Origin of the sequence: Streptomyces coffeae (assembly GCF_016741875.1) — a bacterium.
Taxonomy (GTDB): Bacteria; Actinomycetota; Actinomycetes; order Streptomycetales; family Streptomycetaceae; genus Streptomyces; species Streptomyces coffeae.
Genome location: NZ_JAERRF010000003.1, coordinates 68,490 through 82,722 on the forward strand (window position 1 = coordinate 68,490; position 14,233 = coordinate 82,722).

Here is a 14,233-nt window from a genome sequence, read left to right on the forward strand (position 1 = left end):
CCCCGGCGGCAGCTCGCCTCGCTGTCCTCGCGCACCGCGCCACCGCGGTCCGGCCTTGTGGGCCGGGCTGCGTGGCCGGTCGGTGACCGGCCGGTGGGCTGGTCCGCTGGGCCGGGTGACAGCGACCGGTCCCAGCACATCACATTACGCACCCACTCCGTCACCCATAGTCGCTAATTTGCTGGAACGAGAACCGAACGGATGACGGGAACCGGAACGGACGGCCGAACCAGGACAGCCGCCCTCACCCGTCACACCAGGCGGACCGGTTTCTCCGGTCGCACGCCCACCTCGCCCAGCCAGGCGCGCAGCGGCTCGGCGTCCCCGTCCTCGACCAGGCTCAGCACCCGAGTCGCCAGATCCGCGCTGCGCCGTCCGCCCACCAGGAGCGCGGGCCCGTCCAGCCAGTCCAGCCCCGGGCTGGCGCCCGCGGTGTCCACGGCCGCGCAGCAGACCATCGCGGTGACATGGTCGGCGAGCAGCTCACGGCCGGTGCGCGGCGGCTGGAGCGGGAACAGCGGGGCGAATCCGTCGATCCACGGGTCGCCGCCGCCCGCTCCGGTGCCCTCCGCCGCCGTACGGGCCAGCTGCGCCCGGCTGGCCTCCTGCTGGACGGCCTCCTCCCGGGCGAGCTCCACGCTGAGCCGGGCCGCCAGCTCCGGGCCGCTGTCCGCCGCGCGCTCCCCCGCGCCCGGCTCGGCTCCCCGGCCGCCGCCACCGCCGGTGGTGAGGCGCTCGATGACCCGCGCGAGCGTGGGCGGAGCGGGCGGGCCCACGGGCCCCGCCGGAGTGGCCACGGGTGCGGCCCGCTCGTCCAGGACCCGGTGCAGCCGGGCGGCCTCCAGCCGCCACTTGCGGTCGACGACCTCCTCCGGGTACTGCCCCCAGTCCACCGGGGACCAGTCGGGGCCCGGCTCCGCCGGTCCGCCGTGGAAGAGCCGGGCCGCGAGCAGCGAGGTGGCCTCGTCGATCAGCCCCGGCTCCTCCAGCAGATCGCAGGCGGGCCGCTCGCTCAGCCGGGAGGCGAACCCCTCGGCCAGCCGGTCCCGGCGGGAGAGCTCGGTGAGGGCGGAGACCACGCCCGCGTCCAGCCTGGAGGGCCAGCGGCCCATCCGCCAGGCGGGCAGGGCGACCCGGGTGAGCAGCCGGTCCCAGCCCGCGTAGGCCAGCCCCACCTGCTCCTGGGCGACGATCCGCAGACCGTAGTCGACCGCCTGGGCGCGCTCGGAGGCGGCCGCGGCGACCGCGCGCTCCATCTGGGCGGCGTGGTCCCGGCAGCCGCGCAGCAGCAGCCGGGCGACCCAGCCGACGAAGGCGAACGCGGGACGGCGCACCGCCCGGCCGAGCGCCGCCGCGGCGGCGGGCGCGGATCCGCCCGACCGCGGGCCGTGGCCGGGGCCGGGCCCCGGTCCGTACGGGGTGGCGGGCGCGGTGTCTCCGCCGCGGGTGGCGACGGCCACGGCGGCGTCCAGGCCCCGGACGAAGCGCCGCGCGGCGGCTATGTCGGGATGCACCGACGGGCCGGTGCCCGCCACCACGGGCGCGAGCAGCGCCCGCAGCTCGGCGACGCGCATCCACCACAGGAACGGCGAGCCGATGACCAGCACCGGGGCCTGCGGGGCGCGCCGCTCACGGCGGTCCGTGAGCCGGTCGTCGCCCGCCGGACCCGGCACCCCGGGCAGGCCCGCCCCGGGTGCGGCCCGGGTCCCGTCGGCCGAGAGGGAGCCGCGGTCCCGCCGCCCCCGGCGGGAGGCGTACGCCGGGTGCGTACGGTCCTCCAGCCAGCTGTCGCAGTCCGGGGTCAGCGCTATCGCCGAGGGCGCGGGCACCTCCATGCGCTCGGCCAGATCGCGGACCAGCCGGTACAGATCCGGGGCGGTCTCCTCGGCGATGGGCACCGTGGGGGTGAACGCGGGCCTGGCCCTGACGATCACGGCCGCCACCGCCGCCGCCAGCAGCAGGACCAGCAGGGCGCCGCCGACCACGGTCCAGCGCAACGCGGTCCAGCCGTCGTCGTGCGACGCGCCGATACGGCCCGTGGCACTGCCGGCCAGCAGCACGACGGCCGCGGCCGCCGGGAGGAGCGCGACCGCGAGCGCGGTGCTCCGGATCCGCAGTACCGCGAGGGCACGGGCGCGTGCCGCCAGTGCACCTGCTTCGGGACCTGCCACTGTTCTCATCACCCCCTACGGTCCAGCCGGTCTGTGAACGGCGGACGACGGCGGCGTTGTCTTTCAACCCCCACTTTCGCACCGGCCGTCGACACCGCAATGTCGGTGGGCCAGTTGCCGCACCTCGCCTGAGCGGCACATTAGTTGGGGCCCGGGCGTGCGTCAGCAGGATGCGGAAGCGCTCACCCAATGGAATGGCCTTGGGTAAAACCGGGAACCCCGCGATTGCGAATTCGATCGTGCTGTGATCGCCCTGTCCGAGAGCCTGACGAGGCCCTCGCGAGAGCCTCGCGAGAGCCTCGCGAGAGCCTCGCGAGAGCCTTGCGAGGGCCGTTCGCGCTCAGCCGGACGTGGCGTCCGAAGCCGCCCGCGCGGCGATGTCGCTGCGGTGGTGGGAGCCGTCGAGACCGATCCGGCCCAGCGCCCGGTACGCCCGCTCCCGCGCGGTGACCAAGTCGGATCCGGTCGCGGTGACGGACAGCACCCGGCCGCCCGCGCTCACCACGGCGCCGGAGGCGGCGTCCTGCTTGGTGCCCGCGTGCAGCACATACGCCTCGGGGCCGTCCTGCTCCGCGATGTCCGCCAGTCCGGTGATCGGGTCACCCGTGCGCGGCGTACCCGGGTAGTTGTGCGAGGCGACGACGACCGTCACGGCCGCGCCGTCGCTCCAGCGCAGCGCGGGCTCGGCGGCCAGCCGCCCGGTGGCGGCGGCCAGCAGCACCCTGGCCAGCGGGGTCTTCAGCCGGGCCAGCACGACCTGGGTCTCGGGGTCGCCGAAGCGCGCGTTGAACTCGATCACGCGCACCCCGCGCGAGGTGATCGCCAGGCCCGCGTACAGCAGCCCGGAGAAGGGCGTGCCACGGCGGCGCAGCTCGTCCACGGTGGGCTGGAGGACGGAGGCCATGACCTCGTCCACCAGCTTGGGGTCGGCCCAGGGCAGCGGGGAGTACGCGCCCATGCCCCCGGTGTTCGGGCCCTCGTCACCGTCGTGGGCGCGCTTGAAGTCCTGGGCGGGCTGGAGCGGGACGACACTCTCGCCGTCGGTGATCGCGAAGAGGGAGACCTCGGGGCCGTCGAGGAACTCCTCGATCACCACGCGGCCGCAGGCCAGCGCATGCTCGCGGGCGGCCTGGACATCACTGGTCACCACGACGCCCTTGCCCGCGGCCAGGCCGTCGTCCTTGACGACATAGGGGGCACCGAAGGCGTCGAGGGCCTCGTCGACCTCGGCGGCGGTGGTGCAGACGTAGGAGCGGGCGGTGGGAACGCCCGCGGACGCCATCACGTCCTTGGCGAACGCCTTGGAGCCCTCCAGCCGCGCGGCCTCCGCGGACGGCCCGAAGGCGGGGATACCGCGCCCGCGCACCGCGTCGGCCACGCCCGCGACCAGCGGGGCCTCGGGGCCGATGACCACCAGGTCCGCTTCCAGCGCGGTGGCGAGGTCGGCGACGGCACCGCCGTCGAGGGCGTCGACGGCGTGCAGCTCGGCGACCTCGGCGATACCGGCGTTGCCGGGGGCGCAGTGCAGTGCGGTGACGTCGGGGTCGAGGGAGAGTGCGCGGCACAGGGCATGTTCGCGGGCGCCGCCGCCGATGACGAGGACCTTCACGGTATGCACCCTACGGCCTAGGCAGTCCGTGCCCGCCGCGCGGGGGCGCACACCGCCTTCATCGATCACGGCTCGCGGGCGAACCGCCCGCGAAGAGGCGGCCCCGGGGCGACTCGGCGGCAATGGACGGGCGGCCAGGGCTCACCGTCCGCGGCTGAGCCGGGCCCGGCGGGCACGGACCCGGCGGATGCGGGGGTTTCAGGAGGTGCCGGGCGCCGGGCGGCGCTTGGTGAGGGGCGGCGCCCGGGGACGGGGACACTCTTTCGAGTGAGGGGGTGGGGGTGCCTATATCCGATGTGCCACCACTAATGGGCGGAAATCCTGCGGTCGGGTCCGCGTGGCCAGCCGTTCGGCGGTAGGAATGGTGGCCGCGCATCAGCCGCGCGACAGGAATGACGCCGCCGCAGAGGGAGTGCACGGGTGAGTCAGCCGGAGATGCAGCCCGAGGGGCTCCCTCGGCAGGAGGGTGCGAGGAAGCAGGGGGACCTGCTCGGTCGGCCCTTCCCACACGGCGACTGGGGCGAGCCCGCGGAGCGCCTCGACGAGGTGTACCAGTGGGTCGAGGAGGGTGCGCTGCGGGTGGCCGAGTGGTATCTCGCCGACCGGCTGTGGAAGCGGCGGACCGCGCAGGGCTTGCGGGTGGGGGCCGTGGCCGGGGCGGTGGTGGGGGCGGCGCTGCCGCTGCTGGATCTGGCCGGGGTGCTCGGCCGTGGCGCCGGTTGGGGCGCCTTCGCACTGCTGCTGGCGGTCGCCTGCGTCGGCGCCGACCGGTTCTTCGGGCTGACCTCGGGCTGGATGCGGGACATGGCCACGGCGCAAGCCGTGCAGCGGCGGCTGGAGGCGTTGCAGTTCGACTGGGCGTCGGAGAGCGTACGGGAGGTGCTGGGTCCGACCGAGGGCACCGCGAGCGAGGCCGTGGAGCGGTGCCTCACCGTGCTGCGGCGGTTCTGCGAGGACGTGTCCGAGCTGGTGCGCACCGAGACCTCGGGCTGGATGGTGGACTTCGGCTCCGGTTCCGCACCGCTGTTCAGCCAGGCGCTGGTGGGCCAGGGCTCCCGCCCGGACAGCGGGAGCCCTGCCAGCCGTTTTCCGCTGCCGCCCAGCACCCGGCCCAATATGCCGCGGCAGCGGCCACCCGAGCCGCCCCGGTGAGCGCCTCGCGCGGCTGACTCCGGCCGGAGCCAAGCGCTCCGCGGGAAGTGCCGCGAGGTGCCGTCATGCGTCCGCGGCTGCGTCGTGGCCGGCCGCGCCCACGCGGCGGAGCCGCACCTCGACACAGGCCCGCGCCCCTTCGGGGCGCAACCCGAACCGCACTGGACTTCAGCGAGGCCGCTCAGCTGAACACGATCATCGAGCCCTGTCCCAGACTGCGGGTCGCCGCCGCGTGCAGTCCCAGCCACACATGGCGTTCCCGCGCGAACGGGCTGTCCTCGTACGGAACCGGGACGGCCGGTTCCTCCAGGCTGGTGGGCCGGGACGGCGGCGCCGGAGCGGGCGGGGGGTTGGCGGCGTCGATGCCCAGCGCCGGGGCGACCGCCTCCAGTTCGCGCAGCAGCCCGTGGCTGGAGCCCAGCGGGCCACCGCCCTCCAGGAGTTCGTCGTTGGACAGCGGGCTCGGGAAGTCGACGGGGACATAGGCACCGGCGTGGTCGTAGTGCCACACCAGATGCGACTGCTGGGCGGTGGACTCGAACATCTCGAGCAACTGCTCGTAGTCCCCGCCGAGTTCGTCCACCGGCGTCACCGCGAGCCCGCACAGCTGCAACATATGGGCGCGGCGCAGAAAGTGCAGCGCGTCGTAGTCGAAGCCCGCGACCGGGGCAACATCCCCCGACAGACCGGGCATATAGCCGAAGACGGGCACGGGCGGCAGACCGGCTTCACCGAGTGCCTTGTCGTACGCGGCGATCTCCTCGGCGAAGGGATTGTCGGGGCTGTGGCACAACACATCGACGAGCGGGACCAGCCAGAGGTCACATGCCACGCGATCTCTCTCTCGTATCCGTACGGTCGGTGGTCGGCCCAGCGTAGTGCCCCGCGTACGCCGCGCGAAGAGCGCTGCCCACCGCGCTGCCGCCGCACCCGGTCTCAGCCCGTGCTGGAGGGAGCGTTGGAGGTGGAGAGGCCGGAGCTGTCCGAACCGTCGGAGTTTGAGGCTCCGGAGGAGCCGCTCGGGGTGTCCGTCGGGGCCTCCGTCCAGGTGTCCGTCGGCGTCGGCTCCGTGGAGGATTCGGACGGCGACGCCGTGGGCGACCCGCTCGGGCTCTCGCTCGGGCCCCGGTCCGATGTCGCCGCGCCGGTGCCCGGCACCCGGTTCGCGGGCGGCGCTCCGCCGTCGCCCGCCAGGACGCGTACGGCCAGCCCGTCCGCGGTGGCCGGATCGCCGCCGAGCGAACGGCCGGCGAACTCCACCAGTGCGCCGGGCGGGTTGCCCGCCGGGCCGTGCAACACACTGACGTAGGACTGGGCGCCGAAGAACTGCCGGTACAGCGGATAGCCGAGCAGCACCAGCGCGACGCCCGCGGCGACCGCGAGCCCGCGCAGCAGCGGACCGCCGACGGCGCGGGCCACATCGGGGCGCAGGACCGCGTAGCCCACCGCGAAGAACAGCAGCCCGAGGGCGGCCAGCAGCAGCGCCTCCTCGCCCAGGAAGACCTGGTAGGTGAGGAACAGCCCGAGGATCACCCCGTCGCGTACCGTACGGCCGCCCGGTTCGCACAGCCGCAGCAGCCGGTCCACGATCAGCGGCATCATGAACAGCACCGCGAAGTTGGGGTGGGCGTTGGCGTGGGAGACCATCGCCGGGGCGAACGCGCACAGCGCGCCGCCGAGCGCCGCGGCCCGCCGGGAGGTCACAAAGCGCCGCAGCAGCAGCCAGTACCAGGCGACGGCGGTCGCGGCGAGTCCGGCGGTCAGCACCAGCGCCCAGGTCATGGCCGGGCCGAACACGGCGGTGACGGGGGCGAGCGGTATGGACAGGCCCAGCATGGTGGTGTTCGCCATGAGGTTCACACCGGACGGGACGTTCTGGAGCGTGGTGAAGAACGGATCGCGGAGGGCGAAGACGTTGTCGGCGGTGACCGCGAAGAACCACTCCCACTGGTTCTGGTCCTGTCCGCCGTCGATGAGATAGCGGTGCCGGGGGTCGCGCCACAGCCCGTGGAAGAGCACCACGGACAGCAGCAGATAGCCCGCCGCCACCGCCCGGTCGGCGGCCCGGACCCGCTCCAGGGCGCCCGCCGCCCGCAGCCGCACCAGCTCCAGCAGCACCCGGGCGTAGTCCGGCGCGCGGACCTTGGAACCGGGCTGATGGGCCCAGCGGACCGGCACCTCGGCGACCGGCCAGCGCGCGCCGTGGAACATCCGCAGGATCTCCACATCGATGCACCAGCCGTCGAGCCGGGACCGGCCGAAGACCGCGCGCGCCCGGTCGCCCTCGAAGAGCTTGAAGCCGCACTGGGTGTCGCGGACCCCGGGCACCGCCACCGCCCGGATGACCCGGTTGCCCGCCTCGCCGAGCAGCCGCCGCAGCGGAGGGCGGCGCACCGCCTCGGCGGACGCCGGGTGGTGGGCGCGGGATCCGATGGCGGCGGCGTAGCCCTCGTCCAGCCGGTCGTGCAGTGCGGCCAGTTCCTCGATCGGGGTGGCCAGATCGGCGTCGGTCACCAGCACCCGGCGGCCGCGCGAGGCGAGCACACCGAGCCGTACGGCGTGGCCCTTGCCGTGGTTGCGGGCGAACGGGGCCGTGGGGGCGGTGCCCGGTGGCGGGCCCAGCAGCCGGATCCGGGGCTCGGCGGCAGCGGCCTCGCGGACCGTGGCGGCGGTGGCGTCCGTGGAACCGTCGTCGACCACGATGACCTCCCAGTCCGCGTGGCGACCGGGCGAGGACCGCAGATGGCGGCAGATCGCGTCGAGGGTCCGGGGCAGCCGGTGCTCCTCGTTGTACGCGGGGACGACGACCGTCAGATCGACGGTGTCCGGCGCGCGCGGCGGCGTCGGCGCCGGTCGGCGGCCCGCGGCGGGGCTGAGCGAAGAAGGCGGCACACGTCGGGGACCACCTCGGGCCGCCGCGGCGTTGCGTGTTCCGTGTCACACTCCGCCCCGGCCGCGGCCGGGCGCCGGATCAGCGCGCCTTCGACTCCACCACCAGCCGCTCGATCAGGGTGCGGAAGTGGGTGTTGTACGCCCCGATCAGCCGCTCGGAGGTGGCCGGGTCGCCCCGGGTCACCGCCGCGGTGAGCTCGCAGTGCCCGGCCCACAGCAGCCCGCGCAGATCGGGCACCCGGCGCAGATACGGGACCGTGAACACCCAGGTCTGCGCCCGCAGCCGCTGGAGGAAGTCCAGGATGTACGGGTTGCCGACCAGCCCGCAGAGCTCGCGCCAGAAGCGCAGGTCGTAGCCGATCAGTATGTCGAGATCGCCGGAGCGGGCGGCCCGCTCGGCCTCCTCGGCCCTCCGCCCCACCGAGGCCAGCGCCGCCGGTGTCATCGAGCGCAGCGTCCGGTCGACGGAGTGGCGGAACACGCCCTCGACGACCATCGTGCGGGCGTCGACCATGTGCCGGAAGTCCTCGATGGTGTACTCGTGGACCTTGAAACCACGGTGTTCCTCGACGTCCAGCAGCCCCTGCGAGCACAGGTCGAGCAGGGCCTCGCGGACGGGCGTCGCGGAGACGCCGTACTGGTCGGCGATCTCCTTGACGGTGAACTGAAGGCCGGCCGGGAGGCGGCCCGCGAGCACCTCGTCGCAGAGCGCTTCGGCGATCTGCTGGCGCAGGGTGTTCCGCTTGACCGGGCTGGTGCCGGGCACGGGCATCGAGGACCGTCTCCTTCCGGGGCCGTCGTGATCACCGGGTAAGCGGACGGCCCTCGCATCACGATATGCGAGGGCCGTCGCGCCCAGTGACGCGGAGTGCGGCGGTGTTCTACACCGGGTGCCCGGTCGGCGTTTTCCGTGGCCGTCGGGCGTCTTCCGTGGTCACACCGGGTGGACGCCGGTCCGCCGCGGCCCTGGGCACCGGGCACCGGGCCCGGGTGGGTACGACGCTTCAGCCGGTGTGGGCGTCGGCCGCGGACAGCGCCTCGTCCAGGACGGCCAGGCCCTCCTTGGCCTCGGTCTCGGTGACGGTGCACGGCGGCACCACATGGGTGCGGTTCATGTTCACGAAGGGCCACAGACCGCCGCGCTTGCAGGCGGCCGCGAAGTCGGCCATGGGCTGGTTGGCCGGGCCACTGGCGTTGTACGGCACCAGCGGTTCGCGGGTCTCCTTGTTCTTCACCAGGTCCAGCGCCCAGAAGACGCCCGTACCGCGCACCTCGCCCACCGACGGATGGCGCTCGGCGATCTCGCGCAGCCCGGGGCCGATCACGTTCTCGCCGATGGCGGCGGCGTTCTCCACGATGCCCTCCTCGGCCATCGTGTTGATGGTCGCGACGGCGGAGGCGCAGGCCAGCGGGTGGCCGGAGTAGGTGAGACCGCCGGGGTAGGGCCGCTGGTCGAAGGTGGCGGCGATCTCGGCGGAGATCGCGACACCGCCCAGCGGCACATAGCCGGAGTTGACGCCCTTGGCGAAGGTCAGCAGGTCGGGGACGACGTCGAAGTGTTCGGCGGCGAACCAGCGGCCGGTGCGTCCGAAGCCCGCCATGACCTCGTCGAGGACGAAGACGATGCCGTAGCGGTCGCAGATCTCGCGGACGCCGGGCAGATAGCCGGGCGGCGGGACCATGATGCCGGCGGTGCCGGGGATGGTCTCCAGCACGATCGCGGCGATGGTCTGCGGGCCCTCGAAGGCGATGGTGTCCTCGAGGTGGCGCAGGGCGCGCTCGCACTCCTGGGCCTCGTTCTCGGCGTGGAAGGGCGAGCGGTAGAGGAACGGCGCCCAGAAGTGCACCACTCCGGCCGAGGCGGAGTCGGAGGGCCAGCGGCGCGGGTCACCGGTCAGGTTGATCGCGGTGGAGGTGGCGCCGTGGTACGAGCGGTAGGCGGAGAGCACCTTGGGGCGGCCGGTGTGCAGCCGGGCCATCCGGACCGCGTTCTCCACGGCCTCGGCACCGCCGTTGGTGAAGAAGATCTTGTCGAGGTCACCGGGGGTGCGCTCGGCGATCAGCCGGGCCGCCTCGGAGCGTACGTCCACGGCGAAGCCCGGGGCGATGGTGCACAGCTTGCCGGCCTGCTCCTGGATCGCGGCCACGACCTTGGGGTGCTGGTGGCCGATGTTGGTGTTCACCAGCTGGCAGGAGAAGTCGAGGTAGCGGTTGCCGTCGTAGTCCCAGAAGTACGCGCCGTCGGCGCCCGCGACGGCGAGCGGGTCGATCAGACCCTGCGCGGACCACGAGTGGAAGACATGCGCGCGGTCCGCGGCCTTGACGGCGGCACCGGCGACGGGGTCGGGAGTGGGCTGCACGGACACGTTCGGTACCTCTGATCGCTCACGGGGAGGGGGTGCGACCAGGGTACGGACCACCCTCCGGGCCCGTCACCGACATGCTGTCCGGCATTTTCCGTGGCTCTCGACACACTGCCGGGCGTCTTTCGCCACGCGGCTTTTCCGAAAACCCCATTGACAGCACACTGTCGATACGACAGCCTACTGTCATTCACGAGGGCCGAGCCGAGCACCTCGCGGATCAGGACCGAGGAGAAGCCATGGGACGCCGGACCGTGCATGTGGCCGTCTACGACACGCTCGCCGACTGGGAGATCGGACACGCCACCGCCCACCTCCGCGAGACCGCCTTCCACCGCCCGCCCCGCGAGGGCTTCACCATCCGCTATGTGGCGGCCCGGCCCGGGACGGTGACCACGATGGGCGGAATGCGCATCGAGCCCGATCTGACGCTGGAGGACGTGCGGCCGCAGGACAGCGCGATGCTGATCCTGCCGGGCGCGAGCGCCTGGGCGAGCGACCCGGAGATGCCGCGCTTCGCCCGCGCCGCACGGGAGTTCCTGGCGGCGGGCGTACCGGTCGCGGCGATCTGCGGCGCCACGGCGGGACTCGCGCTCGAAGGGGTACTGGACGAGCGCGAACACACCAGCGCCGCGGCCGAGTTCCTGGCCGCCACCGGTTACCAGGGCGGCGATCACTACCGTGAGGCGGACGCGGTCACCGACCCGAGCGGTCTGATCACGGCCGGGCCGACCGAGCCCGTCGCGTTCGCGCGGGAGATCCTGGCCCGCCTGGAGGTGTTCGAACCCGCGGTGCTGGACGCCTGGTTCCGGCTGTTCTCGGCGTCCGACGCGGCCGCGTACGGCGTTCTGGAAGCGGCGGCCGCACGATGACGGACGGCACCGAGGCGGCCGAGGAGCTGCCCGCGCTGCTCAGCGGGACGGCGCTGTCGGTCTTCCGGCTGAACGGGCAGTTCCTCGCCGTCTCCGAGCGGCTGTCCCGTCCCGCCGGACTGACCGCCGCCCGCTGGCAGGTGCTCGGCGCGGTCCTCGAGGAACCGCTGCCGGTCGCCGGGATCGCCCGCGCCATGGGCATCACCCGGCAGAGCGTGCAGCGCGTCGCGGATCTGCTCGTCGAGGCAAGGCTCGCGGAATATCTCCCCAACCCCGCGCATCGCCGGGCCAAACTCCTCGCCCCCACCGAGGCCGGTGTCGCCGCGGTGCGGGCGATCATTCCCGGCCACCGGGAGTTCGCCGGACAGCTGGCCGAACAGCTGGGCGGGGCGGCCGGTTTGAAGGAGGTGAGGCAGGCCCTGAGCCGTCTGTCGGAGGCCCTCGACGCCCTGGAGCCCAGCTCCGCGGACACCCCCGGGAGCTGACCCGCCACCATCGCGCGACCGTCCCGCGCAGATACGGAACCGATAACGGATCCCCTGCGTCGTCCACTTCGCTCCCAGCCGCCTTTATTCTCTCGGGGGGCTGATCAGGGGGATCAGGGGAAGGGACAACGACGCATGGAAGACCTGGGGGCCGAGGACCCTCGCTGGATCGGCGAGTACCGGCTGCTGCGGCGGCTCGGTGCGGGCGGTATGGGCCGGGTCTTCCTGGCCCATTCCTCGCGCGGCCGCACGGTGGCGGTGAAGCTGGTCCAGACAGAGCTCGCTCAGCAGGCCGAATTCAGACGGCGGTTCAAGCAGGAGGTACGGGCCGCCCAGCGGGTCGGCGGGGAGTGGACCGCGCCGGTGCTCGACGCCGACACCGAGGCCGCCACTCCGTGGGTCGCCACCGGCTATATCGCCGGACCCTCGCTGCACGCGACCGTCGCCGAATCGGGTGCCCTGCCCGAACGATCGGTGCGCATCCTCGGCAACGGCCTCACTCGCGCGCTGCGTGACATCCACGGCGCCGGGCTGGTCCACCGCGATCTGAAACCCTCCAACATCCTGGTCACCATCGACGGTCCGCGGGTCATCGACTTCGGCATCGCGCGCGCCCTGGAGACCGTGACGGACGGTCTGCTCACACGCAGCGGCGCCGTCGTGGGCTCACCCGGCTTCATGTCGCCCGAGCAGGTGCGCGGTGAGCGGGTCACCCCCGCAAGCGATGTGTTCTGCCTGGGCTCGGTGCTGGCCTTCGCGGCCACCGGCCGCCAGCCGTTCGGCACCTCCGACAGCGGCGTGCACGCGGTGATGTACCGGATCGCGCAGGAGGAGCCGGATCTGACCGGACTGCCCGAGGGCTTGCGCGATCTGGTCGCCGACTGTCTGAAGAAGACCCCCGAGGACCGGCCCGGCCTCGACGCGCTGCTGGAGCGCACCGGCGGAGACGAGCCTGACGGGGCCGGAGCCGGATCCGGTGAGCCCTGGCTGCCCGGCAGCCTCGTCGCCCAGCTGGGCCGCCACGCGGTGCAGTTGCTCGACGCCGAGACGCCCGCGGCGCCCCTGGCCCCCGGGATGCCCGCGCCGCCGTCCGCACCACCGACCGCGGGACCGGCCAGGCCCTCGGTCCCGGCGCCGCCGGCGGCCCCGCCGCCCCCCGCCGCGCCGCCGTGGGCCACCTCCTTCCCGCTGGCTCCGGCGGAGCCGCCGACGCCTGCGCAGCCCGCGGCACCGCCCGCCGCGCCGCCCGTGCCCCCGGCTCCGGCCGCACCGCCGAAGCCCGCACCGGCACCGGCACCGGCACCGGCCGCGGACGCACCCGCCGCGGACGCCGACGCACCCGCCGCGGACGCCGACGCACCCGCCGCGGAGGCCGCGAAGCCACCGGCCGACGCGCAGGACACCCCTGGCACCCCGGCCGCCGAGCCACCGTCGGCCACTCCGCGGCCCGCCCCGCAGGCCACGCCCGACCCGCGCCGCCAGAACGCGGCCCCCGTGTCCGCCCCCGAAGCGGCGCCCGCCCAGCAGGCCGAGCCCGCGCCGGAACCGGCGGCCGCGGCCACCCCGCCACATGCTTTCGGGCCCCCGGCGGTCACCTCCTTCGACACCACGCCGCAGGGCGGACCCGCTGCCGCCCCGCATGCCCTCGGCTCCACCGGCCTCGGCGGTCCCGCGGGCCCGGGCGGTCCGGGCGGTCCCGGTGGGCCCGGCGGTCCGGCCACGCCCCAGCCGCCCAAGCGCCGCCGCCGCAAGGCGCTCATCATCACCTCGGCCGCCGTCGCCACCGTGCTGATAGCCGGAGTGGCCGCCATCGTGGTGATCAAGGGCAATGACTCCAAGGGCGACACGGCCAAGCCCGACTACGACAAGGCGACCCACACCGCGCCCGTCAGGCCCGGCGGCTCCGACACCGGTGGCGCGTCCGGCGGTTCGGGCTCCCCCGGCCCGTCCGCCACCAAGCTGGGCTCCACCGGTGATGTGCCCAAGGAGTATCTGGGCGCCTGGGAGGGCCAGATCACCGAGGGCGGCGAGCCCACCGGCAAGATCCGCCGGATCGTGCTCACCCAGGGCCAGATCGGCGCACCCGTCGCCGACACCCTGACCTCGACCGAGGACATGTTCTGCCAGGACTCGGCCACCCTGAAGTCGGCCGACAGCCTGCTGCTGATCGAGGACGAGGACGTCACCACCAGCGTTCCCGAGGACGCGTGCAGCGCCGTCGGCGAGCAGACCCTGCGGCTGGGCGACGACGGCTCGATCACCTGGAGCACCACCGACGGCTCCTCCGAGGCCACCCTGCGCCCCGCGAAGTCCGGCGGCAACCCGATCCCGGCCACCTACGAGGGCAGCTGGCTGGCCAAGGACGCGTTCGGGCAGGACGACGCCACCCTCAAGATCACCATCAAGCAGGGCGCGATCGGCACCGCGGTGGCCGAGGAGACCGGGGACAGCAAGAAGTACCACTGCGAAGGCAAGCGGATCCTGGCCTCGGTCTCCAACGGGCTGGTCCTCAGCCCGACCAAGGTCACCGACGGAAACCCCAAAGATCTGTGCACACCGGGCAATTCGCTGACATTCACCGCCTCCGGCAAGGAGAAACTCCGGGTCGAATATGACGACCCGAACGACTACGGCGATGAGACCATGACACAGACGTTCACCAGAATCGACTGATCGGCCGATCGGCAGA

9 protein-coding genes and 1 pseudogene are annotated in these 14,233 nt (G+C 73.8%); 4 read left to right on the plus strand and 6 right to left on the minus strand.

The window, feature by feature from the left end; translation table 11 throughout:
• Positions 1-251: 251 nt before the first annotated feature.
• The gene (locus JK363_RS04980) at positions 252-2,180 is read right to left on the minus strand and encodes a hypothetical protein (RefSeq protein ID WP_201871831.1); all 1,929 of its coding nucleotides are present in this window, start codon (positions 2,178-2,180) and stop codon (positions 252-254) included.
• A 331-nt stretch (positions 2,181-2,511) separates the two neighbouring features.
• The gene (gene purD / locus JK363_RS04985; RefSeq protein ID WP_201871833.1) at positions 2,512-3,780 is read right to left on the minus strand and encodes a phosphoribosylamine--glycine ligase; all 1,269 of its coding nucleotides are present in this window, start codon (positions 3,778-3,780) and stop codon (positions 2,512-2,514) included.
• Positions 3,781-4,200: 420 nt separating this feature from the next.
• Here purD and JK363_RS04990 point away from each other — a divergent pair, with 420 nt between their 5' ends.
• The gene (locus tag JK363_RS04990) at positions 4,201-4,932 is read left to right on the plus strand and encodes an SLATT domain-containing protein (RefSeq protein ID WP_307821615.1); all 732 of its coding nucleotides are present in this window, start codon (positions 4,201-4,203) and stop codon (positions 4,930-4,932) included.
• A gap of 181 nt (positions 4,933-5,113) precedes the next feature.
• On the opposite strand, the gene JK363_RS04995 is transcribed toward JK363_RS04990, so the two are convergent.
• The 4 genes and pseudogenes from JK363_RS04995 to JK363_RS05010 all read right to left on the minus strand — a co-directional run bounded on the left by JK363_RS04995 (position 5,114) and on the right by JK363_RS05010 (position 10,190).
• Positions 5,114-5,764: a putative DNA-mimic protein gene (locus JK363_RS04995; protein ID WP_201871835.1), complete on the minus strand. Its 651-nt coding sequence runs from the start codon at positions 5,762-5,764 to the stop codon at positions 5,114-5,116.
• A 368-nt stretch (positions 5,765-6,132) separates the two neighbouring features.
• Positions 6,133-7,746: pseudogene (locus JK363_RS05000) on the minus strand (glycosyltransferase); the annotation flags it as partial.
• 157 nt (positions 7,747-7,903) lie between these two features.
• A complete protein-coding gene (locus tag JK363_RS05005; RefSeq protein WP_201871844.1) occupies positions 7,904-8,596 on the minus strand; it encodes a GntR family transcriptional regulator in 693 nt (230 codons plus the stop codon).
• 232 nt (positions 8,597-8,828) lie between these two features.
• Positions 8,829-10,190, minus strand: a complete 1,362-nt coding sequence (locus JK363_RS05010) for an aspartate aminotransferase family protein (RefSeq protein WP_201871846.1) — start codon at positions 10,188-10,190, stop codon at positions 8,829-8,831.
• A 236-nt stretch (positions 10,191-10,426) separates the two neighbouring features.
• Here JK363_RS05010 and JK363_RS05015 point away from each other — a divergent pair, with 236 nt between their 5' ends.
• The 3 genes from JK363_RS05015 to JK363_RS43690 all read left to right on the plus strand — a co-directional run bounded on the left by JK363_RS05015 (position 10,427) and on the right by JK363_RS43690 (position 14,217).
• On the plus strand, positions 10,427-11,059 hold the full coding sequence (locus JK363_RS05015) for a DJ-1/PfpI family protein (protein WP_201871854.1): 633 nt from the start codon (positions 10,427-10,429) through the stop codon (positions 11,057-11,059).
• On the plus strand, positions 11,056-11,544 hold the full coding sequence (locus JK363_RS05020; RefSeq protein ID WP_201871856.1) for a MarR family winged helix-turn-helix transcriptional regulator: 489 nt from the start codon (positions 11,056-11,058) through the stop codon (positions 11,542-11,544). The genes JK363_RS05015 and JK363_RS05020 overlap by 4 nt, the downstream gene beginning before the upstream one ends.
• A gap of 135 nt (positions 11,545-11,679) precedes the next feature.
• The gene (locus JK363_RS43690) at positions 11,680-14,217 is read left to right on the plus strand and encodes a serine/threonine protein kinase (RefSeq protein ID WP_268981008.1); all 2,538 of its coding nucleotides are present in this window, start codon (positions 11,680-11,682) and stop codon (positions 14,215-14,217) included.
• The last annotated feature ends 16 nt before the right edge of the window (positions 14,218-14,233 follow it).

Excerpts from the sequence above, each read along its gene's own strand:
- JK363_RS04980 (WP_201871831.1), bottom strand. The coding sequence starts at position 2,180 with ATGAGAACAGTGGCAGGTCCCGAAGCAGGTGCACTGGCGGCACGCGCC.
- JK363_RS05005 (WP_201871844.1), bottom strand. The coding sequence starts at position 8,596 with ATGCCCGTGCCCGGCACCAGCCCGGTCAAGCGGAACACCCTGCGCCAG.
- JK363_RS05015 (WP_201871854.1), top strand. The coding sequence starts at position 10,427 with ATGGGACGCCGGACCGTGCATGTGGCCGTCTACGACACGCTCGCCGAC.
- JK363_RS05020 (WP_201871856.1), top strand. The coding sequence starts at position 11,056 with ATGACGGACGGCACCGAGGCGGCCGAGGAGCTGCCCGCGCTGCTCAGC.
- JK363_RS43690 (WP_268981008.1), top strand. The coding sequence starts at position 11,680 with ATGGAAGACCTGGGGGCCGAGGACCCTCGCTGGATCGGCGAGTACCGG.